Raw genomic sequence first — 21,446 nt, forward strand, 5'->3', positions numbered from 1 at the left:
ACAATTCCGCCGGCTCCGCTGCTTATTCACCCGACTTCCCGGAAGTTCTCCGGTCCGGCGCCGGCAAATGGCGGAATATGTCCGTATTTTGCCGGACGATGCGCCGTTTCTCCGAATAAGGCCCGGTCAGCTCAAGCACACGATGAATATCTTTACGATCATAATTGTAATTCCATCGGAACATCATCTTCAATAGACCGCCGAACGTCTGCGTATAATTACGGACCTCAAACCCGGCACAGGTAAGAAAAAAACGCTTGATGACCCGGAAATCCCTTACAAGCCGGTTCGGCTGCAGGACGAAAATGTAGTCCGCCCGGGCGAAGCTTTCCGTTCCCCATTTGTAGTGCACTCCCTCGATCACCCACGAAGGCTGGTCCATGGCCTTCAGCAGCATGGCGTCCCGTACCTCGGCCGGGAACTTCTTGCTTTCGTACTGCCGGTCCCACACGAGGTTGTCCAGCTCATAGCAGGGGATGCCGTACCTGCCGGAGATCGCCCGAGCAATATAGGATTTGCCGCTGCCGCAGGAGCCGATAATCCGAATTTTGATAAGCTCGTCCTCCTTAACCGTACAGGATTTGATCGACCCAGCGGTAGCAGGCATCAAGCTCGTCATCGTCAATCCGCTCCGATTGATGCTCGAACACGACCGAAACGTCCGGATTTTCTTCGCGCAGGATGGTTAAATACGCTTCGATGGGGGCCCACCCCTCGGCCGGGTCCAGATGCGGCATAGCCGGGTGATGGTTATGCTCGATCCGGTCCGTTATTTTTACATTCCACAGATGGACGACGGCGGCGTATGGGGCATAAGTCCGGATCACTTGCCTCGCATCGAACGAAGGGTCCAGCCGTTCCTGCAAATAAAGACGTCCGGTATCCAGGCATAGCTTGATCCGGTGATACTTCTTCAGGAGGGCCGGTACCGCATTCGAATCATACACATACCGGTTCAGCGCATCGAACTCCAGAACGGGGGTGAAACGGTACGCCTCGCTCCGCTCCGTCAGCCACTTGAACAGCTGCTCGCTCCGTTCCAGGAATACCTCTTGCGGGTAAAGGCTTTCGTTGACGTACTCGCTTGCATCGGCGAAGCGCCATCGGCTCCAATCCACCCGGTCGTCGAGCAGGACGGGCTTCGGGTAATGAAACAGTACATACGCCGGCCGAACCGGCCGCAGGAACTCCAGCTCCTCTTCGATCAGACGGAGCGCTCCTCTCCGCGTGTCCTCGTCCTGGGCCAGAAACAAAGCATCCCGGAGGGAGGAGCGGCCGGCGCGCAAAGGAAAATGGATTCCGATGCGGAAGTCCCGGTTCCGTGCCTCCTCTACGAGTCGGCGAATGTCCGCATCGCGTTCAAACAGACAGGCTTCAACGCCCTGAAAGCCTTTTCTGAAATCGCGGGCGTATGTCTTTTCGTCGAAGCGGTCGTATTGGCCGATCATGAACTTGTTCATAGGCTCCCCCAACGTTTTTCCAGGATTTGTGCTACGCCGTCGTCATCGTTAGCAGACGTTACCTCGGTGGCTAAGCGTTTAAGCTCTTCGATACCGTTCATCATCGCAACGGTATGGCCGCAAAGCCGGAACAAACCGACGTCATTGTAGTCGTCACCGAACGCCATGACTTCACGGAGAGGAATGCCGTAATGGCCGCAAATCTCAACCACGGCGGCTTCTTTTGAGGCCTGCGGCGCCATGATTTGAACCAGCTGTCCGGCGTCGCTAACCAATACGTTCGCCTGGCTGCCGAACCGGTCGATGATTCCTTGATGATCCGGTGCGCCGGAAATCAGAATTTTGGTCGGCTCCAGGCATTCAAGGGCGGTCACGTCCAGCCGTTCGGGTTCTGCGGTAGCGCCCAGGGACCTGTAGTCGATTTCGTATGCCGTGTACCATCGGTCCCGGACCTCGAAGCTGAGCTTGGCTCCTTTGTCCGTCAAGGCATAATCGAGGATGCTTTTGTTCAAATCCGCGCTGAGCGAATGATGACGGACTACGCCCTGACCGTATTCGCACAGTCCTCCGTTGTAATAAACAAGGTCACAGGAAGCAAGTAAATCGCCGGGCAGCAAAGCTTGAACCGACCTGGGAGGTCTGGCGGTAGCAAGAATGAGCTTGACCCCATGCCAGATGCAGCGGTCAAGCGCGTCTGAGTTACGATCGGTCAGCTGCTTCCGGCTGTTCAGCAGCGTTCCGTCCAAATCCAATACGATGCAAGAGTAGATGGTCCCCTCCCCCTTTTTCCGAAAATAAGATCATCCTGTGAGCTTGGCGTTTCTCATGCGGATCATGGAGAAATTGACGGTAGAGGATAGAACAGCGTCCCGGAGAGGGAGCAGGGAAGGCGTAATTCTAAGCTCGATGCCGAGGTCCGCCAGCTGCCCCGGCAGGTTGTCCAACCGGGTTACCTCGGCAGGCCTCACGGTCCGGGTTGTCGTGTAATAGCCGGCATTCCGGTCATACAGCTCGAAGGGCTCCGGATCGAATGCATAGCGGTAGATCGGCGTGCCGCACATGCGCTCATACCACCCGGACTCGATGGCAACGATCCGGTCCGTTCCCGAATGGCCGAAGAAGCGTGCTTTGTCCTTATCCGTCTTTTTGTCGTAAGGCCATATGCACACTCTCGGGCACTCTCGCGGGAAAAAATAATGAGGAGCATGAAAGCTGTCGATGGTCCATACCATCGCGGGCTCATCCGGACGGGAATCCATAGTCCGCGGCTAGAACAAAACGATGCCGGATTGTTCGCTGAAATGATAGAGCATAGGCAAGAATCTCCCGTCTTTATGCGATATTGCTGCACGTCATCCAGAAGCTTGGAACTTACCTAATATTACCATATAGGAGGTGCGGTTCGATATATCCATTACAAAAAAAGGACGCCCCAAGGCGTCCGCAGAGTGCTCTAGAATGTGGTTTTTGACAAGAATAGAGATATCCAACCCCTTCGAAACATCTATTACCTCAATTCACCACTTTCTTAATAAGCTCAGGAAGCCTCAGGGCATTCTCGACCTACTTTCGGTCGTTCTCTTCATTATGCTTCGCGAGCGCGCCGGCGAGGTTGGTGGTCGTCTTCACGGCGTTGAGCGTATCGTTCACGAACTCCATATCCTGATTCTCCGCTTCCATCGTGGCGGTGCCTTCGTAGTTGCCCTTATGCTTCGTATTTTCCGACATGGCGGCATTCCTCCTTTTTCTTAACAGTAGGTTCCGTTCCTGCTTAACGTGCGCATTCTGCTGGCAAAATATTCTCCGGCCGGGTGGAATGCTTGTACGCCCCATTGGTATACTAACCAGAGAATGGCAATACGGCTCAAGGAGGCAGGGAGCATGGCTCGCGACAATATCAAGGTTCCTTACGGGTACGAAATGCCGAAATCGGACGGCAGGGACCGCGGCAGCCTGTGGGTGTACGATAGCTTCGAAGGATATACGATGCGCGATCTGCAGCGGGTGCTGAACCTCGCGGATGAAAGAAACATAGCCAGAACGGTCTTTTACCCGCTGCATGAGGAAACGATCCGGCGAATGGAACGGCATAAGGTCGCTCCTTACTATGCCCGGTTGAACCATCTTCGGGATTTGCTTGATGAAGCCGACCCGGACGTCGACTACACAATTGACGCGTACGAAGGCAAGCGCAAAAAATATACGCCTATGGACACCGCCTTCCGGTTCCTGGAGGAAAAATATGAATCGCCGCATTTTATTTTTATGACGGATTTCACGGCGAATTTGTTTGCCGGATATGAGTCGTTCGAGCCTTGGATCAAAAAAGTGAGGCTGTTCGTCGCAGCCGATACCGGCCTCGGTCCGCATCCCCGCCTGCAGGATTACGCGAGCCGCTGGGACAGCGTCTAGCGCCGAATCCCCCTGAAATTAACAGGCGGCATCGAACCCTATAGTAACTCATCAGCCATCCCTGAACGGCAAGCCGTTCAGGTTAGAGAAATGCCGGCTCAGCCGTGCGCATATGGAGGAGATTGGGATGAAAAAGGGAACGAAAGTCGTCTGTTTGCTGATAGCCGGGCTGCTCGGCTTCGGCATCGTGTACGGAACGGGCTTTCTGGGGGATCAGACGGTGTCGGCGGAGACGTCGACGGAGGTGACCGGCTCGTTCGTCGGGCTGCTGGACACTAACAAAACGATCAAAATCAACGGCGACGGCGCCGAGAAAACGTACCCGCTGTCTGCGGACGTCTGGGTCTACCGCAATTCGCAAAAAGCGGCGCTAAAGGATTTGAAGCCGGGCGATAAGCTAAGCATCATTCTGAACAGCAAAAATCAAGCCGCCTACATCAAAGCGAGCGGAGCGGAGGATTCCTCCGCGGCCGGGCAGGGGGGAGCCGGGACAGCCCCGGCCGCGCCGGCGGCTGCGGCACCAGTACCGGCACCGGCGAATCCGCCCGCCACGGGCCAGTCGGCGCAGACACAGCCCAAGGCAACGCAGCCTGCGCCATCGCCGCAGCCGGGAACCGCGCCGGGTTCCCCGGACGCGGTCAATACGCCTGCTCAGCCTGCTTCGGCAGCCGGAGGGGGCTGGCTATGGGAGAAGCTGTCGGTCGAGCTGAAGGGCCGCGACCTGCAGCTGCGGATAAAGCAGGAGCCCGGAGGCAAGCCCGGGGCATCGGAATTTTATCTGCAGAATAAAGATGCTTCCGTCATTCGTCTAACCGGAGCGGAGGCCGAGCAGGTGATTGCGCTGCTGCTTCAGAATTTGCCCGGGAATCCGAAGGAATTCGAGCAGGGACTGAAGCAGCGGCTGGCGGCCGAGCTGAAGGTGAAGGACATCGGTCCCGAATGGAAGCTGGATGTGAAATGGAAGGAAGGCGGCGCCGCATCCGGAATCGGTACACAGCCAGGTCAGATCCATTCGAGTGGACAGTCCGGGCCAGCCGGGCAGATGGGCTCCAAGGATCCGAATCAGGATAAGGGCAAAGGGCACGACAAGGAGAAGGGCAAGGATAAAGAGAAGGACAGAGAGAAGGAAAAAAGCAAGTCGAAGGACAAAGAAAACGGCGGAGACAACGAGGGAGAAGACGACTGAAGCTTGGCGCCCGCTGCAAATAAGAAGAACCGTTCCGAGGGGGGAACTCCCCCGGGAACGGTTCTTTTGGTTTACCTGGCCGCTAATCCTCCGGAGTGCGGTCCACGTATAGGCGGGTCACCTCGGTGGCCTCGCCTCGCCGGACCTCTTCCTCGGATGCCCGCTCCTCCAAGGGATCGTGGGTGTTCATGCCGGGGGCAATGGTGGGTTCCTCGTGCGCTTCGGCTTTCGTGCGTTTCGAATCCGCCGGATTCGTCATGCTACGATTCCTCCCCGGTTTTGGAGTAAGCGATGAGGGTGATTTCGCTGCCGGTCAGCTCGGCGAGCCTCGCCTCGGCGTTCTTGATCACCTCAAGCACCTGGGATTCCTCCGGCAGCGGTGCGACCTCGTACTTCTTCGTTTCGATTTTCATGCGCTAGTGCCTCCTGGGTTTTTTATCCTAGTATTATTGTGCCCAGGGCGGATCCGCTTTCATTCAGCGGGTGCGTAAATATTTCTTGAAGCCTTTGCTGACATGGCCATTGTAGCCGCATTGCTGGAAGAAGGCGTGGGCCCCCTTGCGCTCGGCGTTGCTCAGAAGCATGATCTTGGTGCAGCTGCGGCTGAGGCAGAGGGAATCGGCGTAGGCCATCAGGGCGGTGCCTACGCCTTGCCCCCGAACGTGCGGGTCGACGATCACATTCTCGATCAGCGCATAGGGCTTTATGACGAACATCGTATCGGGACACAGATGCAGCTGGAGGGTGCCGACGATCGCCTCCGGCTGCTCATAGACAAGCAGGAAATGATCGCCCGATTTGCGGAGCTCCTCGATGCGTTCAGGAAGTACGCGAATGCGCGGATTCGCAGGAACCAGCAGGCGGTACAGCCGTTCGACGGCCAAGCAGTCGGCAGCTGCGGCTTCTCGGATCATGGGGGGCCTCCCTCGGTTTACCAGGTTAATAGTACATCCATCGTACCATAGAATGCTCCAAATATTGGATAACAACAGGCTGATATTTTCGTCATCAGGTTGACAGGGTGTGTTATATTTGTACTGTTGCATTATAGATAACAGAAGAGAAAATCGGAGGGATAGGACATGAACCGTTTGGCCGTCATGGCGAGCATCGTCCTGGCCGTGCTCATATCGTCGATGGATACGACCATCATGAATACGACGATGCCGCTGATTGCGCAGGAGCTGGGCGACGTGAAGCTTTATGCGTGGAGCTTTGCTTCTTATATGATTTTGTGTACGATCGTCACTCCGCTGAGCGGAAGGCTCTCCGATATGTTCGGGCGGAAGAAGGTGCTCTCCGTCGGCATTCTGCTCTTCCTGCTCGGCTCCGTCTTGTGCGGTACGGCGGGCACGATGCTGCAGCTGGTGCTGTACCGGGCGGTTCAGGGGCTCGGGGCGGGAGCGATGGTGGCCTTCCCTGCCATCATTGCCGGCGATTTGTTCCCGATCGAGAGCCGGGGAAAAATTCAGGCGTTCTTCACCGGCATGTGGGGCTTGTCCGCCGTCCTCGCGCCGCTGCTCGGGAGCCTGTTCATCGAATATTTGAATTGGCGGTGGATTTTCTATATCAACATTCCGATCTGTGCCGCATCGCTGCTGCTATTGATACCGTACAAGGAAGTGTATCAAGCGCGCAAGAGCCAAATCAATTACCTCGGCTCGCTGCTCTTCGGCCTTGGGATCGGCCTGCTGCTGGCTACGACCGTCGTAACGAGCGGGGCGATCCTGTATGCGGCGCTGGGCGTGGTATTTTTGCTGCTCTTCTTCCGCAACGAACGCCGGCATCCTTCGCCGATCGTGCCGGTCGGACTGCTTGGGAACGGCTCGATCGCATGGATGATAATGAACGCGTTTCTCGCCAATGCGGCGCTGTTCGGAACGTCCAGCTACACGCCTTATTACCTGCAAAAGCATGGGTATTCGCTGTTCGTAAGCGGCGTGTCGCTTATCGGGATGTCCGTCGGCTGGATTCTGATGGGCGTACCTGCGGGCAAATGGATTCTCCGCTATGGCTACCGCCGCCTGCTGCTGATCGGCAACGCTCTTCTCGCGCTATCGGGGCTGCTCCTGCTGTTTCTGCCGGATACCGGGGGCTTCTGGTACGTGAACGTGATTATGGTGCTGCAGGGACTGGCATACGGACTTCTAGTCACCGTATCGGTCATCGGAGCCCAGCAGCTGGTCGCGCCGGATCAGAAGGGCATTTCGACCTCGCTGCAGGTGTTCGCGCGCAACATCGGCACCGCGGTGGGGGTTACGGTAATGGGAGCGCTGCTGACCCGGGCGCCGGATTTCATGACGGGGATCCACCATTTATTTCTGTACGGGTTTATCGCGGGTCTCGTAGCGTTGGCATCCACAGCGTTCTTGTTCGTACGCAAGGAGCAGGCCGGAGCCAAAGCGGGAGCTTGACCGGCGTGTGAGTACGAAGGCAGGATTCCGATGATCGGACGGTTTGTGCAGTTTATGCTGCGGAAGCCGTCTTTTTTTGCGTACCTTGGGGGGGAGAAAAATAGCGAAGAAGCCGCGCTCTCGGAGAGAACGCGGCTTCCTGCTTCAACCTGCGGCGGCCGGCATCTCCCGGCTTCCCGCTAATTCCTGCCCTTATGGCGGCCGAACCACTGCTGGATGAAATCCTGCTGCTGGCGATCCAGCTCCGCCTGCTGTTGCTGCTGCTGGCGGAGACGCTCCTGCTCCTGCCGGGCTTTCTCTTGTGCAGCCCGCACCTCCTCCGGCACGTTGAAGTCGGTCACCGGCACCCCTTGTAGCGCCCGCGTCATGATCTGACGGAACAGCTGGGCCGGAACGGCGCCGCCGGAGGTGGTCAAGTAATGCTTCGCGTCGGTTTGGTCATAGCCGAGCCAGACCGCCGCGGTGAGCTCGGGCGTGAAGCCGACGAACCACGCATCCTTCGCTCCATTGCCGCCAATCGGGGCGAATTCGGCTGTGGCGGGCAGCTGCGTCGTGCCCGTCTTGCCTGCAGTGGGACGCCCGTCGAGCGAGGCCCCCCTGCCCGTCCCCGACGTCGCGGCCTCCTGAAGGAGTGATGTCAGGGTGTAGGCGGCAACCGGCGTCGTCAGCTGCGACGACTGCGGCTTCGCCTCCACGAGGACGTGCCCGTCCTGGGTGGAGATTTGGGTGATGGCGTGCGCCTTCTGCAGCACGCCGCCGTTCGCGATGCCGCTGTAAGCCTGCGCCATCTGGAGCGGCGATACGCCCTCGGACAGCCCGCCGAGCGCGATGCTGAGCGTACGGTCGGCCGGAGGCAGGGGGATGCCCGCTTTTTTCACGAAGGCCATGCCTGTGTCGATACCGATCTCGTTCAACAGCCAGACGGCGGGGATGTTCCAGGAGCTGAGAATCGCTTCCCGCATCGTCACCTGCCCGCGCGTCTGTCCGTCCCAGTCGCGGGGCTTATAGCCGGCGATGTTGAGATCGCCGTCGTATAGCATCGAGTCCGGCGCATAGCCCTTCTCGATCGCCGGGCCGTAGACGGCCAGCGGCTTGAACGAGGAGCCCGGCTGGCGCTTCAGCTCGGTCGCGCGGTTGAAGCCCCGGTACACCTGATCGCCGCGGCCCCCTACGATCGCACGGATCTCGCCGGTGTGCTGGTCCAGCACGACCGCGCCGCTCTGCACCAGCTGGTCTCCGGGGCTCTGCGGGAAGAGGGCGTCGTTCTTGAACGTCTCTTCCGCCGCCTGCTGGATGTTTACGTCCATGGCGGTTTGAATCTTGAGCCCCAGGGTCAAAATTTGCTGCTCGGTAAATCCGTACAGGCTCTGCGCCTCGTCCATCACATAGTCGACGTACGACGGATATTTGCCTTTGAGCGAATCGGCTCCGCTGCTTGGGTTCAGTACGATCGGAGTCGCCACGGCGGCCTGATACTGCTGGTCGCTGATGAAATGCTGCTCCTTCATCAGCGACAGCACCAGGTTGCGCCGTTCCAGCGCCTGCGGCATATGCTTGACCGGAGAGTAAGCTGAAGGTGCCTTAGGCAATCCGGCGAGCAGCGCCGATTCGGCCAGCGTCAGCTTCTCGACCGGCTTGCCAAAATATTGCTGTGCCGCGCCCTGAACGCCCCAGCGGCCTTCCCCGAAATATATGCTGTTCAAGTACAGCTCGAGGATTTCGTCCTTGCTGTAGGTGGCATTGATCTTGATGGCGTAGCCGAGCTCCTTCAGCTTGCGCGACCACGCTTTATCCGAATCAAGGAACAAGTTTTTGGCGAGCTGCTGGGTGATCGTACTGCCGCCCTCGGCGAGCGACCCCGACCTGACGTCCCGCAGCACCGCCCGCCCGATCGACCAGGGATCGAAGCCCGAATGGTCGTAGAAGCGCCGGTCCTCCACCGCGATGACGGCGTTGCGCAGATCCATCGGGATTTGCGCCAGCGTGACGGGCTCGATCCTCGACGAAGAGAGCTGTGAGACCGGCTGGCCTTTCGCGTCGAGCACGTAGCTCGGGGCGGGCAGCGGATGCTCCAGCTTGCTGATGTCGAGCCCGCGCACATACACGGCGCCGGCCGACGCCAGCGCCGCCCCGGCCGTGCCTGCTAGCGCGAGCGCCAGCAGCGCGGGCCGCCGCCACGAGCGCTTGCGCGGCTTAGGCGTGCGGACGGCGGCCTCCTCGCGTGCGTCCGTCCGAGGCCCCGCCCCGGCCGCTCCGGCCTCTGCTCGCGGCACACTCGCCCGTGCCGCACCCGCCCGCGTTGCACTCGCTTGCGCCGCGCCCGCGCCCGCATGCGCGGGCCTTGCCGCCGTCTGCGCCCGCCGGGCATCCGCCCCGGACCGGGCTTCGCTCCCCGGCGCCGCCGCCGGACCGCCTGCCGCTGCGGCAGCCTGAGCCGCGCCGCTGCGCGCCCGAGCGGCTCCGGGTCCTGGCGCGGTGCTGCCTGCGGCCGGCATACCCCAGGCGGGCCTTGCGGGCCGCCCGATACGATGCCCTGCCGCTTCGCCCTCGGCGGAGCCTTTTTTTTTCCGATCATCCGAATTGCTCTTCACCGGCTCCAAACCCCTTTCTCTCTACAGCCTGATGCGTCTCCGATTCTTCTTTATGTTAATTCATTCGTATAAACTGGCCGGTTTCGGCAGGTGGACAAACGAAAAAAGCCCGAACCAAGCATAAGCGTGGCCGGGCTTAGGAAGCCGCTTCCCGGGACGGGCCCGGCAAACGGAAGGGGACACAGGCGTATTACTGCATCGGGTCGGGAACCATCCCGATCTCCAGAAGCTGCGAGTTCGTCGGATAATTGTTCATCGACTTCCCGAGCTTTATCACTTCGGCCTCATTGCTGGCCATCCTGCCGTTCATCGCTTCGTGGATCGGCGTCAGCTTCGGCCTGTCGTTCTCCAGGTACTGCAGGAGCTCGGACATGACCTGCTTGGCAGCGTCCTTCGCGGCATCCGGCACCGATTCCGTGAGAAATCCCGCCTCAGCCAGGTTAACCAGCGTCGTGCCATTCTCCTGCGTATGTGTATAAACACGAAAGGGATATTCCTGCAGCGTGGCGGGGTCGCGAAACGTCAGCTCGTACTGCGTGCCTTCACGGGACGATTGCTCGCAGAACCCGAGCGCGGATAAGGTGCTGTGGACATGAGCAAATGGTTTTGAGATCGACGGCAGCGTTTTTTTACGAGACATCTTCAACACTCCTTCGAACATTCAATTTGCACGGTAAGCCGGGATAGCCGCCCCTGACTGCGAAGCAATGGATGAGCCCGGACTGCGCCGGAGGGCGCCCCTTATCACCGTACCCGTTATTAACCGCATCGGACAAGCCTGAAACAGGCTTTTCGCGAAAATAAGCCGGCAGTCCCGAAATGATCGGCCCGCACCTTTGCCAAGGAACCGGAATGGAACGATAGGGCCCGGACGGTATCCTATGGTTTTGCTCCACGCATAAAAAAGCCGCCGGGTTTGGCCGGCGGTCTTCCGTGATTCGCTTATTTGGTTATGCCTGCAGCCGGCTGTCCGTTCTCCGCTGCCGTCTGTGTCTGTATAGTGCGTAGGCTGTCCACAAGGCACCGCTGAAATCGATCAGGCTCAGCGGGATGAAGATCCATTTGATCCAGCCCATCATCACGAAGAAGCTCATAAACAGAATGATGGTTACCCGCGTGTAGACAGTCAAATAAAAAAATTTCAGGTTCTCTTCCTTGGCGGAAACCCAGTAGTCGAAAGCCAGATACAGAAGGAACATGCCGATGACCCGGATCCAGATGTAATTCACCTCGGTGTAGCCCAGCAGCGGCGCAAGCAGGTTCGGGACAAGCAGCAGCGTAAGGCTGAGAGCCATCATATAAAAGCTGAAATAATAGACGGATTTGGCTGGATACGACATGGAACCCTCCAAAAGGGAAAAATGGGACTATTTTCACAGGAACATCGTACTATATACTTGGATCAATGTCTACGAAAGGAGCCGTTTTTTTGCATCAAAAATGCGCCGTGGTATAATGAAAGCTGAAAAAATGCGGACACAGCTACCTAATTAAGCGGAGTGACAATACATGCGTATCAATAAGTTTATTAGTGAAACGGGACTGTGCTCCCGCCGTGAAGTGGATAAGATGATCGAGGCGAAACGCATTACGATTAACGGGAAACCTGCGGAGCTGGGGAGCCAGGTTGAAGCGGGCGACGAGGTCAGGGTGGACGGCCGTGTGGTCGGCAGCAAGAAGGGGTATGTGTATATTGCGCTCCATAAGCCTGTGGGCATTACGAGCACGACGGAGCGTCATGTCCGCGGCAATATCGTCGACTTCGTGGGACATAAGGAACGGATCTTTCCAATCGGGAGACTGGATAAGGATTCCGAGGGATTGATTCTGCTGACCAATGACGGGGATATCGTCAACAAAGTGCTGCGCTCGGAGAACGAGCACGAGAAGGAATACATCGTTACGGTAGACAAGCCCGTTACGCCGGCCTTCCTGAAAGGCATGGCCGGCGGCGTGCACATTTTGGAGACCGTGACCAAGCCCTGCCGGATCAAGCCGATGGGAGAACGCGTCTTCCGCATCATTCTAACCCAAGGGCTCAACCGGCAAATCCGTCGCATGTGCGCGGCCTTCGGCTACGAAGTGCGGCGTCTGAAGCGCATTCGGATCATGAATATCCGATTGGCGGGACTGCCGGTCGGACAATGGCGCGATCTGGAGCGGGATGAGCTTGCCGAGCTGCTGCGCCGGATCGGTCACGACCCGGCCTAACCGGCTTGTCTAGGTTCGACCGACCGCCATGCAACGCTTCAACGCGAGCCTTGGATCCGCGCGCATAAGCGGGCCTTCGTCGGCTCCGTTCGACAGGGGCGGGGGTACCAGGGCTAAGCGTTGAATTTATAGCCGACACCGCGGACGGTATGGATGAAACGGGGGTCGGTCGGGTTGCTCTCGATTTTTTTACGAAGGTTGCTGATATGGACGAGCAGGGTGCGCGTGTCGCCGTTGCTGTCGACGCCCCATGTCATTTTGTACAGCTGCTCCAGGGAGATGACTTTGTTCGGCGATTTGGCCAAATGAATGAGCAGGTCGAACTCCTTGGAGGAGAGCGGCGCTTGCGCCCCGTCGACCCGTACGGTGCGGCTGAGCAGGTCGATCTCGAGGCCCGGGAAGTTCAAATGCTGGGAATCCTCTCTATGCTGCTCAAGCAGATAGCTGCGCCGCAAATGCGCTTTCACCCTCGCGACCAGCTGTCCCGGGCTGAAGGGCTTGGTGATATAATCGTCTCCTCCGATGCTGAAGCCCAGAATAATATCCATATCCTCGCTTTTGCAGCTCAGGAATAAGATCGGCACATTGTGGGTTTTTCGGATTTGGCGGCATACCTCGATTCCGTCGATCTCAGGCAGCAGGATATCCAGTATGACGATATCCGGCTTGTTTTCTTTTACCATTGCAAGCGCTTCGGCCCCGGAATTCGAGGATATGACCCGGTATCCTTCCTTCCTCAGGTACAAACTGATAAGCTCGACAATTTCCGCCTCATCGTCTACGACTAAGATCGTTTCTCCAGACATCGGTTTCTTCTCCTCCAAAGTTTCCAGTGTTTCATGGTGATCTTGAGCAAGCAAATCTGCTTATTTCCAAAACATGTGATTTATAATACGATGGAACCAGATCCATCACTCGTCTTCAAGAAAGAAAGTGGTACTGATTTCCAGAATCTACTTCTATTATAAAACGTCCGGGGTGCTTTTAGCCATAGTTTTGTTGGCCGTGCTTCTTACGGGATGCGAACACCGGAAACCGGAAGCAGGCTTGGCAAAACCGCAAGCCTTGCATGGGACAATAGACCTGAGAGGCTACCGTTTCGACAAGTACCATGTCGTTCGGCTGGACGGGACTTGGGACTTTTACTGGCAGCAGCTCCTGACGCCTGGGCAGATTAATTCCGGTACCGATTCGCCCGAGCATGTGAGAATGCCGTACTCCTGGAATGAAGCGGGTTCCGGTATCAAGGGAATCCCCGCCAGCGGCTATGCGACTTATCATCTGAAGATTCTGCTTGATCCGGGAGCGCCGGACTTGGCGGTCCGGGTACCGCTCATCCGGACTTCCTACCGGATGTGGGTGAACGATGCATTGGTTGCGGAATCGGGCGTTGTCGGAGCTTCGCCGGAAGACGCGGTGCCCGAGTACAAGACCGAGACCGTCCCGATCCGGCTCGGGAGCGGCTCGGCCGACATTACGCTGCAGATCTCCAATTACCATCATCGTCTGGGCGGAGTCTGGAAACCGCTGCTGCTCGGTACGCAGGAGGTCGTAACCCGGCAGGAACGCAACGGACTGGCGGTTGATTTGCTTGTCATCGGAAGCTTGCTGTCCATGGGGCTGCATCATATCGGCTTATTCCTCCTGCGGCGGAAGGAGAAGAGCTCGATTTACTTCGGCGTGTTCTGCCTGTTGGTCGGGATCCGGGCATTGTTCGTTAACGAGTCCGTCGTTTATTCCTTCCTCCCGGACATGTCATGGCTGACGGGAATCCGAATCGAATATACATGCTTTTTCCTGGCGGTGCCTGCCGTCATCATGTTCACCTACTCTCTCTATCCGAAGGAAACGCACAGGAACGCGGTTCGGTTCGTCCAAGGAGCGGCTTTCCTGTCCATGGTGCTGCTGTTCGCATTGCCGGCCCCTTACTTCACTTATGAGGTGCCGGTTTACCAGCTGATCACGATAGGGGCAAGCTTGTACGTGCTGATCGGCCTTGGGCAGGCGCTTGTCCGGGGAAGGGAAGGCGCGCTGTTCGCCGTGGTGGGCGGAGGTGCGTACGTCAGCGCCATCATCACGGATATTCTTTATTACAACGAGCTGATCGGATACGGCGACGTATCGAACTACGGCCTGCTGGTTTGCGTATTCATGATCTCCTTCATCCTGAGCTCCAAGTCAGCCAAGGCGTTCACTGCGGTGGAGACGCTGTCGCGGCAAATGCGGGAGATGAATGTCAACCTGGAGAGCAAAATTCGCGAACGCACGGCCGAGCTGGAGCGGACCAACGCCAGTCTCGAGCGGATGAACGAGGATTTGGCGCGGCTGGAAACGTCGCGGCGCCATCTGCTCAGCAACATCAGCCACGATCTCGGCACGCCGATGACGCTCATTCAAGGCTATGTGGAGGCGCTGCTGGACGGCGTTGTAACCCAGCCGGAGCAGCAGCGGAAATACCTGGAACTGATCTACAACCGCACCACCGGCCTCAACCGGCTGATCACGGACTTGTTCCAGCTTTCCAAGCTCGAGGCACGGCAGATGAATTTCGATATTCAGCCGATGACCGTGGAGGAGTTTATTCGTTACTTCGGAGACTTATACGAGCTGGAGGTGAGCGATGCGGGCCTTCGTTTTGAAAAAATCGCCACCTCGCTGCAGCCCCAGGGGGCTTCGCTGGGTTCGGTCAACATCGACGTCGACCGGATCGGCCAGGTGCTGACCAACATCATATTCAACGCCGTCAAGCATACGCCGCAGGGCGGGCTCATTCAGCTGTACATGATCGTCGACGAGCATGCGCTGATCGTTCAGGTGCAGGACAACGGATCGGGTATTGATCCGGAGGACCTGCCCTTTATCTTCGACCGCTTCTACAAGAAGGACAAGTCCCGCAATACGGCCCAGGGCGGCAGCGGTTTGGGGCTGGCCATCGCGAAGGAAATCATCGACTATCACGGAGGACGCATTTGGGCGCAGAGCCGGGTAGGGCAGGGGGCGTGCATCGCTTTCATGCTGCCGTTAAGCAAGTAGAATCCGGATCCGGCGAGTCTTCTAACGGAGTATGCCGTAACGAAATATCGGCTACGGCGCGGAAAGGAGCAGTGATGTTGTTCTTCCTTTCCGGGCCTAGGGCAGCTGCAGCGACCGACGGTATTCCGTCGGAGAGGCCTGGTAGAACCGCTTGAACTGCTTGGAGAAATAGAGCGGGTCCTGGAATCCGACGGACGAAGCGATCTGTTCTACCGTAAGCTCCGGCCGCTCGCGCAGCAGGTGGCGCGCTTTGTCGAGCCGCAGGCGGAGCAGGAACGTTACCGGGGTGACGCCGGTATGCCGTTTGAACAGGTTGGACAAGTAGGCGCGGTTGTAGCCGAACGTCTCGGCCATAAGCTCGATCGTGATGGGCTCCGCGTACTGCGCGGACAAGTATTGGATAGCCTGCTGCACCGTAAGATCGCTGCCGGTCGCCTGGTGCGGCAGGCTTTTATTTTGCGGTCGCAGTGCTTCGGCGTATTCGGCGAGCAGCAGATGCAGGTAGCCTGCCGCCTTCAGGTTGGCCTGCGCCGCGCGGTTCTGGAAGGCGAGCTGTACCTGATGGAACAGCACGGTGACGCTGCGGCTGCGCCCGGTATGCACGACCGGCTGCGCGGCGCCAAGGCCGATCTCCGCCATCATGGACTCGGCGCGGGCGCCTTCGAACGCGATCCAGCGGTAGTGCCAAGGCTCGTTCAGATCCGCCGCGTAATGGATCAGCTTGCCGGGCTCGATAAGGAAGCTGTCGCCGGGACCGAGCGAATAGCTCCGCCCTCCGCAAGCGTAGGTCCCTTTGCCCGCCAGAACGTGGTGCAGCAAATAATAATCCACGACCTTCGGCCCGGGCTTGTGCCCGGGCTTCGTCTGGCTGTGGCCGGCAAATAATACGGCGAGCCCTTCGGAATCGGACGGGGGCTGCGGATTGGATACGACATAATAGCTTTCCGGGCGCGGTTTTGGAGTCGTCATGGTGTCGGTCTCTTCCTTTGGGCAAGATAGGTTATTACTTTCAGTATACCCGTCTGTTCCGGGGGAAGCTAACATTTTTCCATGCGCTGCTGACATCCCTCCATAGTGAAGCCGTCTCGTATTCGATATACTGGTAGCAAGTCAATATCCGCTAGGCACCGCGGGGCGCAGGTCCCACAGCAACGACAAATAACCTTAGAGGTGAAGCCGATGGCAGATGTAGCTGCATTAACCAAGACGTTTGAAGAACTGTACGGGGCGGAGATTGCCCACCCGATCCGGGCATTCCACGCCCCGGGCCGCGTCAATCTGATCGGGGAGCATACGGATTATAACGGGGGCTATGTATTTCCGGCGGCGCTGACGTTCGGAACCGCGATGCTGATTCGCAAACGCGACGACGACCAGCTGGGACTCGCCTCGACGAATTTCCCGCTGCGCAAGCAAATTTCCATTCACGGCATCGAGCACCGTCCGGAAGACGACTGGATGAACTATCCGAAGGGCATCGTTCGCGAGCTGCAAAACCGCGGCCTTCAAGTCGGAGGCTACGATATTCTGTACAGCGGCGCGATTCCGAACGGCTCGGGCCTGTCCTCTTCGGCTTCGATCGAAGTGGTGACGGCCTACGGCTTGCTTACGATGGAAGGCCGACCTGCCGATACGGTGGAGATCGCCCTTCTGGCGCAGAAGACCGAGAATGAATTCATCGGCGTGAAATGCGGCATCATGGACCAGTTCGCGGTGGCGAACGGCAAGAAGGATCATGCCATTCTGCTGATGTGCGATACGCTGGAGTACCGCCATGTGCCTTTCCGTACGGGCGAATACAAGATTGTAATCGGCAATACGAACAAGAAACGCGGTCTCGTGGACTCCGCTTACAACGAGCGCCGGGCGCAGTGCGAGCAAGCCGTGGAGGACCTGAAGGCGGAGCATCCGGGTCTCACGCTGCTCGGTCAGCTGACGCTGGAGCAGTATAACGCCTCGGAGCGCCTGATCCCGGACGCCGTCGTACGCAAACGGGCACGTCATGTCGTGGAGGAGATCGATCGCGTCCTGAAATCGATCGAGGTGCTGGAGCGCGGAGACCTGGCGGCCTTCGGGCAGCTGATGATCGGCTCGCACAACTCGCTCCGCGACCTGTACGAAGTGACGGGGCTGGAGCTCGATACGATGGTGGAGGCAGCCTTGAAGGTTCCGGGCGTACTGGGCTCACGGATGACCGGCGCCGGCTTCGGCGGCTGTACAGTATCGCTCGTGCATCAGGACAGCGTAGCACGTTTTATCGAAGAAGTCGGACAGGTATACACGGAGAAGACGGGACTTACGCCGGACTTCTACGTATGCGATATCGGCGACGGCGTGAAGGAGCTGTAACGCTTCAGGTACAGGTAGAGCGGCATTCCTATTCGTGATCAAGAAGGAGAGATTACCATGGCCATTATGGTGACAGGCGGGGCGGGCTATATCGGCTCGCATACGGTAGCGGAGCTGCTGTCGCGCGGCGAAGAGGTCGTCGTCGTCGATAATTTGCAGCAGGGCCACCGCGAGGCGGTGCTGGACGGCAAACTGTATGTGGGGGACCTGCGGGATGCGGAGTTTCTTGATACGGTGTTCAAGGAGAACGAGATCGACGCGGTAATTCATTTTGCGGCGAATTCGCTGGTCGGGGAGAGCATGCAGAATCCCGGCAAGTACTATCATAACAACGTGTACGGCACCTTGTGCCTGCTGGAAAAAATGAACGAATACGGCGTGAAGCGCATCGTCTTCTCCTCGACAGCGGCTACCTACGGCGAGCCGGAGAGCATTCCGATCACGGAATCGGACCGGACGCTGCCGACGAACGCCTACGGCGAGACGAAGCTGGCGATGGAAAAAATGATGCGATGGTTCGATACCGCCCACGGCATCAAATACGTCTCGCTGCGCTATTTCAACGCGGCCGGCGCACATGAGAGCGGCCGCATCGGCGAGGACCACTCGCCGGAGACGCATCTTGTGCCGCTCGTGCTGCAGGTGGCGCTCGGCAAGCGCGAGCATATCTCGATCTTCGGCGACGACTACGCGACGGCCGACGGCACCTGCATCCGCGACTATATCCATGTCACGGATCTTGCGGACGCACATATTTTGGCGCTGAAGAAGCTCAGAGACGGCGGGGAGAGCGACGTATACAATCTCGGTAACGGCACCGGGTTCTCGGTGAAGGAAGTGATCGAGATCGCACGCAAGGTAACGGGGCATGCGATTCCTGCGAAGATCGAAGCGCGCCGCGCCGGAGACCCGGCCGTGCTGATCGCCTCCTCGGACCGTACGAAGGCGGAGCTCGGCTGGAAGCCGCGATTCGGCAGCCTGGAGCAAATCATCGCTTCCGCTTGGGCATGGCACCGGAGCCGCCCGGACGGTTACGGCAGTAGCAAAGAAGCGCAGGAGTGAGGAACATGAGCGAACAGGTAAGACCGGAAACGGAAGCGGTTTCCTCGCGGAATGCGGCGCTTCAGGTGGAGAGGCTGCTGCAATACGGGCTGCGGAAGAAGCTGATCGAACCGCTGGATGTATACGCGGCGCGCAACGGGCTGCTCGATCTGTTCGGGCTGGCGGAGCCGGCTGGCGGGACGGACGGACCTGCGCAGGAAGAAGCGGCTGCTGTGCTGGAGCCGCTGCTGGATTACGCCGCGGAGACGGGGCTGCTGGAGGAGAACACGACGACGCTGCGGGACCTGCTCGAAGCCCGCATCATGGGTCTGCTGATGCCCCGGGAATCGGAGCTCGCGCGCCGCTTCTGGAATACCGCCAAGACGGAAGGCGTGGAGCGGGCGACGGACGAGTTCTACAAGCTGTGCATCGATTCCAACTATATTCCGATGGCGCGCATCCGCAGAAACCTGATGTGGCTGGCGCCGACGGAATACGGCGAGCTGGAGATCACGGTGAACCTCTCGAAGCCCGAGAAGGACCCGAAGGAGATCGCTATGCTGCGCAGCGCACCGCAGAGCCATTATCCGAAATGCTTGCTGTGCATCGAGAACGTAGGCTACGCGGGGCGCCTCAATCACCCGGCGCGGCAGAACCTCCGGGTCATTCCGGTGGAGCTCGGAGGCGAGCCATGGTTTTTCCAGTATTCTCCATATGTTTATTATAATGAGCACAGCATCATTTTCGACCGTGAGCACCGGCTAATGAAGGTATCCAAGCATTCGTTCGGACGACTGCTTGATTTCATCGATCAGTTCCCGCACTATTTCGTCGGCTCCAATGCGGACCTGCCGATTGTGGGCGGCTCGATTCTGAATCACGACCATTTCCAGGGCGGGAAGCATACCTTCCCGATGGAGAAGGCGCCGGTGGAGGAAAGCTTCACCCATCCGGATTATCCGGGACTCAAGCTCGGCATCGTTAAGTGGCCGATGTCGGTCATTCGTGTATCCAGCCACAGCCGGGCCCAGCTGCTCAAGCTAGCGGCGAATATTCTGGAGCGGTGGAAGAGCTATAGTGATTTGGAGAACGAGATCCGGGCGTATTCGGAAACGGACGGCGTCCGTACGCCGCATAATACGATAACGCCGATTGCGCGCACGAATGCGGCCGGCGAGTACGAGATGGATCTCGTGCTGCGCAACAACCGGACCAGCGCCGAGCATCCGGACGGGATCTTTCACCCGCACCGGGAGCTGCATCACATCAAGAAGGAGAATATCGGCCTGATTGAGGTGATGGGGCTGGCCGTGCTGCCCGGCCGCCTGAAGGGCGAGCTGGAGCATATCGCCCGGCTGTTGACGGGCGAAGAGAAACTGGACGCGAGGATCACCGAAGCGCCGGAGCATCCGCTGCACAAGCATGCGGAATGGATCCGCGGTATGCTGGAACGCAGCGGCGGGGAGCTGTCGCCGGAGGCGGCGGAGCGGCTGCTGCGGGAGGAGGTCGGCCGCAAATTCTCGGACGTGCTCCGCGACGCGGGCGTGTACAAGCGCGATGAGCGGGGCCGCAGTGGCTTCCGGGCGTTCCTGCGGCAGCTCGGTTTTGAATAAGGCCGGATAGACGAAGGCGGTTCCTGAGGGAACCGCCTTTTTTGCATTCGGATAAATGATCCCCCGGGCGATCCTTCATCCGGTTCGGGTCAGCGGCCGCTCAGGGACAATGCCTTCCAGTAGTCCCAAGCTTGCAAATATTCCTCCAAGTCGTAGGAATGGTACTTGAGGCAGATGCCGATACGGCAGTACAGCTGAATTGTGATTTCGGCGATAAGGACATTCGTTTCCGCCTTCTCCTGCTGCAGGCAGGCGTAGGCTGTCAGGAACGTTTCCAGCGTCAGCTCATCCGGAGAGGAGCAGAAGGCGTACATCATATCGTACCGTGCCGGACCGGCGACAGGCGAAGGATCGATGACTCCGGTCAGGGTGCCGCAGTGAAAGACGAAATTATGGACTCCGGTATCCCCGTGCATAAACAATTTGGTTTGCGGGCTGATCCTCGATGCGAATTCCGCCAAGGCTTTGACATGCCGATAATCGTCTTCGGTCAGCAAGCTTCCGATGTTGGCCCGGGCGCCCTCCACCCCTTGGTCGATAAATTCGCGCCAAGTGGACGAGGGGCTCTCCATCCAGCCCCACTTCTCCATCGGTTCGTCGCAGATCACGTAGTAGTTGAACAACTCCCGGACAAGCCGCATCAGCCACTCCTTCTTGGAGCCGCGCTGCCGGTGCGTGGTGCCCGGAAGATAAGAATACACTATATACTTCCTGGTGGGATCCGTATAGAGGAGTTTGGGGAGCAGTGCGACATGGCGGTAGGTGTTCAGCCAATGCTCCGTCAACCGGATGGATTCGGGGCGGTCCAGCTTCAAAACCATTTGCGGCTCATCGTGCGATGCCAGCGTGTAGACCCGCCCGTCCGTCGTTCCTTTCAACTCGTGAATGACTGGAGCGGCGTGATCCAGCACGCCTTGTTCCTGAAGGACCCTGATGATGCCGGGAAGCGCCGGCTCGTCGATCCCTTTATCGATCTTGCCGATATCTGCCATGTTCGATCCTCCTGACGGTTGTTTCATAAAGCTACCATAACATGCCGGAACGCATGGGCAAAAAGAAAAAAACTATAATGATTTCCTGCTGGCGGTCTGACTTGTGGCAGGATAAATGACATTAACCCCTCTAAAATTCTGGTC

General features: G+C 58.3%; 22 protein-coding genes. 8 read left to right on the top strand and 14 right to left on the bottom strand.

What is annotated here, in order from left to right; translation table 11 throughout:
- Positions 1-22: 22 nt before the first annotated feature.
- The 5 genes from O9H85_RS19305 to O9H85_RS19325 all read right to left on the bottom strand — a co-directional run bounded on the left by O9H85_RS19305 (position 23) and on the right by O9H85_RS19325 (position 3,188).
- On the bottom strand, positions 23-619 hold the full coding sequence (locus O9H85_RS19305; protein WP_269883050.1) for a P-loop NTPase family protein: 597 nt from the start codon (positions 617-619) through the stop codon (positions 23-25).
- Positions 567-1,460: a sugar phosphate isomerase/epimerase family protein gene (locus O9H85_RS19310; RefSeq protein ID WP_269883051.1), complete on the bottom strand. Its 894-nt coding sequence runs from the start codon at positions 1,458-1,460 to the stop codon at positions 567-569. The genes O9H85_RS19305 and O9H85_RS19310 overlap by 53 nt, the downstream gene beginning before the upstream one ends.
- Complete coding sequence (locus O9H85_RS19315; protein WP_269883052.1) at positions 1,457-2,206, bottom strand: Cof-type HAD-IIB family hydrolase; 750 nt, start codon at positions 2,204-2,206, stop codon at positions 1,457-1,459. The genes O9H85_RS19310 and O9H85_RS19315 overlap by 4 nt, the downstream gene beginning before the upstream one ends.
- 54 nt (positions 2,207-2,260) lie before the next feature.
- Positions 2,261-2,719, bottom strand: coding sequence for a DUF6886 family protein (locus O9H85_RS19320; protein ID WP_333474225.1), 459 nt, complete (start codon positions 2,717-2,719; stop codon positions 2,261-2,263).
- A gap of 304 nt (positions 2,720-3,023) precedes the next feature.
- Entirely contained in the window at positions 3,024-3,188 is a 165-nt protein-coding gene (locus tag O9H85_RS19325; RefSeq protein ID WP_269883054.1) for a hypothetical protein, read from the bottom strand.
- Between the two features lie 153 nt (positions 3,189-3,341).
- Between O9H85_RS19325 and O9H85_RS19330 the strand changes: the two genes are divergently transcribed.
- Complete coding sequence (locus O9H85_RS19330) at positions 3,342-3,872, top strand: hypothetical protein (RefSeq protein ID WP_269883055.1); 531 nt, start codon at positions 3,342-3,344, stop codon at positions 3,870-3,872.
- A 127-nt stretch (positions 3,873-3,999) separates the two neighbouring features.
- Positions 4,000-5,058, top strand: coding sequence for a hypothetical protein (locus O9H85_RS19335; protein ID WP_269883056.1), 1,059 nt, complete (start codon positions 4,000-4,002; stop codon positions 5,056-5,058).
- A gap of 82 nt (positions 5,059-5,140) precedes the next feature.
- Here the strand turns inward: O9H85_RS19335 and O9H85_RS19340 are convergent, their stop codons facing one another.
- From O9H85_RS19340 to O9H85_RS19350, 3 genes are all read right to left on the bottom strand, one after another.
- Entirely contained in the window at positions 5,141-5,317 is a 177-nt protein-coding gene (locus O9H85_RS19340; protein ID WP_269883057.1) for a hypothetical protein, read from the bottom strand.
- A gap of 1 nt (position 5,318) precedes the next feature.
- Positions 5,319-5,471, bottom strand: coding sequence for a hypothetical protein (locus O9H85_RS19345; RefSeq protein WP_269883058.1), 153 nt, complete (start codon positions 5,469-5,471; stop codon positions 5,319-5,321).
- A 63-nt stretch (positions 5,472-5,534) separates the two neighbouring features.
- Complete coding sequence (locus O9H85_RS19350) at positions 5,535-5,972, bottom strand: GNAT family N-acetyltransferase (protein WP_269883059.1); 438 nt, start codon at positions 5,970-5,972, stop codon at positions 5,535-5,537.
- A gap of 168 nt (positions 5,973-6,140) precedes the next feature.
- Here O9H85_RS19350 and O9H85_RS19355 point away from each other — a divergent pair, with 168 nt between their 5' ends.
- Positions 6,141-7,472, top strand: coding sequence for an MFS transporter (locus O9H85_RS19355; protein ID WP_269883060.1), 1,332 nt, complete (start codon positions 6,141-6,143; stop codon positions 7,470-7,472).
- A 179-nt stretch (positions 7,473-7,651) separates the two neighbouring features.
- Here O9H85_RS19355 and O9H85_RS19360 read toward each other — a convergent pair whose 3' ends face one another.
- From O9H85_RS19360 to O9H85_RS19370, 3 genes are all read right to left on the bottom strand, one after another.
- A complete protein-coding gene (locus O9H85_RS19360; RefSeq protein ID WP_269883130.1) occupies positions 7,652-10,063 on the bottom strand; it encodes a transglycosylase domain-containing protein in 2,412 nt (803 codons plus the stop codon).
- 190 nt (positions 10,064-10,253) lie between these two features.
- Positions 10,254-10,703: a hypothetical protein gene (locus tag O9H85_RS19365; RefSeq protein ID WP_269883061.1), complete on the bottom strand. Its 450-nt coding sequence runs from the start codon at positions 10,701-10,703 to the stop codon at positions 10,254-10,256.
- 310 nt (positions 10,704-11,013) lie between these two features.
- Positions 11,014-11,403: a hypothetical protein gene (locus tag O9H85_RS19370; protein WP_269883062.1), complete on the bottom strand. Its 390-nt coding sequence runs from the start codon at positions 11,401-11,403 to the stop codon at positions 11,014-11,016.
- Between the two features lie 169 nt (positions 11,404-11,572).
- On the opposite strand from O9H85_RS19370, the gene rluF reads away from it, so the two are divergent.
- On the top strand, positions 11,573-12,274 hold the full coding sequence (gene rluF / locus O9H85_RS19375) for a 23S rRNA pseudouridine(2604) synthase RluF (RefSeq protein ID WP_269883063.1): 702 nt from the start codon (positions 11,573-11,575) through the stop codon (positions 12,272-12,274).
- Positions 12,275-12,387: 113 nt separating this feature from the next.
- Here the strand turns inward: rluF and O9H85_RS19380 are convergent, their stop codons facing one another.
- Positions 12,388-13,080, bottom strand: coding sequence for a response regulator transcription factor (locus tag O9H85_RS19380; RefSeq protein ID WP_269883064.1), 693 nt, complete (start codon positions 13,078-13,080; stop codon positions 12,388-12,390).
- Positions 13,081-13,321: 241 nt separating this feature from the next.
- Between O9H85_RS19380 and O9H85_RS19385 the strand changes: the two genes are divergently transcribed.
- Positions 13,322-15,307: a sensor histidine kinase gene (locus tag O9H85_RS19385; RefSeq protein ID WP_269883065.1), complete on the top strand. Its 1,986-nt coding sequence runs from the start codon at positions 13,322-13,324 to the stop codon at positions 15,305-15,307.
- 96 nt (positions 15,308-15,403) lie between these two features.
- Here O9H85_RS19385 and O9H85_RS19390 read toward each other — a convergent pair whose 3' ends face one another.
- Positions 15,404-16,276 carry an AraC family transcriptional regulator gene (locus tag O9H85_RS19390; protein WP_269883066.1) on the bottom strand — a complete coding sequence of 291 codons (873 nt, stop codon included), beginning with the start codon at positions 16,274-16,276 and terminating at the stop codon, positions 15,404-15,406.
- A gap of 210 nt (positions 16,277-16,486) precedes the next feature.
- On the opposite strand from O9H85_RS19390, the gene O9H85_RS19395 reads away from it, so the two are divergent.
- The 3 genes from O9H85_RS19395 to O9H85_RS19405 are packed head-to-tail and all read left to right on the top strand — an operon-like array spanning position 16,487 to position 20,310.
- Positions 16,487-17,656, top strand: coding sequence for a galactokinase (locus tag O9H85_RS19395; RefSeq protein WP_269883067.1), 1,170 nt, complete (start codon positions 16,487-16,489; stop codon positions 17,654-17,656).
- A 57-nt stretch (positions 17,657-17,713) separates the two neighbouring features.
- A complete protein-coding gene (gene galE / locus O9H85_RS19400) occupies positions 17,714-18,718 on the top strand; it encodes a UDP-glucose 4-epimerase GalE (protein ID WP_269883068.1) in 1,005 nt (334 codons plus the stop codon).
- A gap of 5 nt (positions 18,719-18,723) precedes the next feature.
- A complete protein-coding gene (locus O9H85_RS19405) occupies positions 18,724-20,310 on the top strand; it encodes a UDP-glucose--hexose-1-phosphate uridylyltransferase (protein ID WP_269883069.1) in 1,587 nt (528 codons plus the stop codon).
- An 89-nt stretch (positions 20,311-20,399) separates the two neighbouring features.
- Here O9H85_RS19405 and O9H85_RS19410 read toward each other — a convergent pair whose 3' ends face one another.
- Positions 20,400-21,302, bottom strand: coding sequence for a phosphotransferase (locus tag O9H85_RS19410; protein ID WP_269883070.1), 903 nt, complete (start codon positions 21,300-21,302; stop codon positions 20,400-20,402).
- Positions 21,303-21,446 lie beyond the last annotated feature (144 nt).

Source organism: Paenibacillus gyeongsangnamensis, assembly GCF_027533625.1.
GTDB lineage: Bacteria > Bacillota > Bacilli > Paenibacillales > NBRC-103111 > Paenibacillus_G > Paenibacillus_G gyeongsangnamensis.

Excerpts from the sequence above, each read along its gene's own strand:
- O9H85_RS19335 (WP_269883056.1), top strand. The coding sequence starts at position 4,000 with ATGAAAAAGGGAACGAAAGTCGTCTGTTTGCTGATAGCCGGGCTGCTC.
- O9H85_RS19355 (WP_269883060.1), top strand. The coding sequence starts at position 6,141 with ATGAACCGTTTGGCCGTCATGGCGAGCATCGTCCTGGCCGTGCTCATA.
- O9H85_RS19350 (WP_269883059.1), bottom strand. The coding sequence starts at position 5,972 with ATGATCCGAGAAGCCGCAGCTGCCGACTGCTTGGCCGTCGAACGGCTG.
- O9H85_RS19305 (WP_269883050.1), bottom strand. The coding sequence starts at position 619 with ATGACGAGCTTGATGCCTGCTACCGCTGGGTCGATCAAATCCTGTACG.
- O9H85_RS19405 (WP_269883069.1), top strand. The coding sequence starts at position 18,724 with ATGAGCGAACAGGTAAGACCGGAAACGGAAGCGGTTTCCTCGCGGAAT.
- O9H85_RS19330 (WP_269883055.1), top strand. The coding sequence starts at position 3,342 with ATGGCTCGCGACAATATCAAGGTTCCTTACGGGTACGAAATGCCGAAA.
- O9H85_RS19365 (WP_269883061.1), bottom strand. The coding sequence starts at position 10,703 with ATGTCTCGTAAAAAAACGCTGCCGTCGATCTCAAAACCATTTGCTCAT.
- galE (WP_269883068.1), top strand. The coding sequence starts at position 17,714 with ATGGCCATTATGGTGACAGGCGGGGCGGGCTATATCGGCTCGCATACG.
- O9H85_RS19345 (WP_269883058.1), bottom strand. The coding sequence starts at position 5,471 with ATGAAAATCGAAACGAAGAAGTACGAGGTCGCACCGCTGCCGGAGGAA.
- O9H85_RS19370 (WP_269883062.1), bottom strand. The coding sequence starts at position 11,403 with ATGTCGTATCCAGCCAAATCCGTCTATTATTTCAGCTTTTATATGATG.
- O9H85_RS19390 (WP_269883066.1), bottom strand. The coding sequence starts at position 16,276 with ATGACGACTCCAAAACCGCGCCCGGAAAGCTATTATGTCGTATCCAAT.
- O9H85_RS19310 (WP_269883051.1), bottom strand. The coding sequence starts at position 1,460 with ATGAACAAGTTCATGATCGGCCAATACGACCGCTTCGACGAAAAGACA.
- O9H85_RS19380 (WP_269883064.1), bottom strand. The coding sequence starts at position 13,080 with ATGTCTGGAGAAACGATCTTAGTCGTAGACGATGAGGCGGAAATTGTC.
- O9H85_RS19320 (WP_333474225.1), bottom strand. The coding sequence starts at position 2,719 with ATGGATTCCCGTCCGGATGAGCCCGCGATGGTATGGACCATCGACAGC.
- O9H85_RS19395 (WP_269883067.1), top strand. The coding sequence starts at position 16,487 with ATGGCAGATGTAGCTGCATTAACCAAGACGTTTGAAGAACTGTACGGG.
- rluF (WP_269883063.1), top strand. The coding sequence starts at position 11,573 with ATGCGTATCAATAAGTTTATTAGTGAAACGGGACTGTGCTCCCGCCGT.
- O9H85_RS19340 (WP_269883057.1), bottom strand. The coding sequence starts at position 5,317 with ATGACGAATCCGGCGGATTCGAAACGCACGAAAGCCGAAGCGCACGAG.
- O9H85_RS19325 (WP_269883054.1), bottom strand. The coding sequence starts at position 3,188 with ATGTCGGAAAATACGAAGCATAAGGGCAACTACGAAGGCACCGCCACG.
- O9H85_RS19410 (WP_269883070.1), bottom strand. The coding sequence starts at position 21,302 with ATGGCAGATATCGGCAAGATCGATAAAGGGATCGACGAGCCGGCGCTT.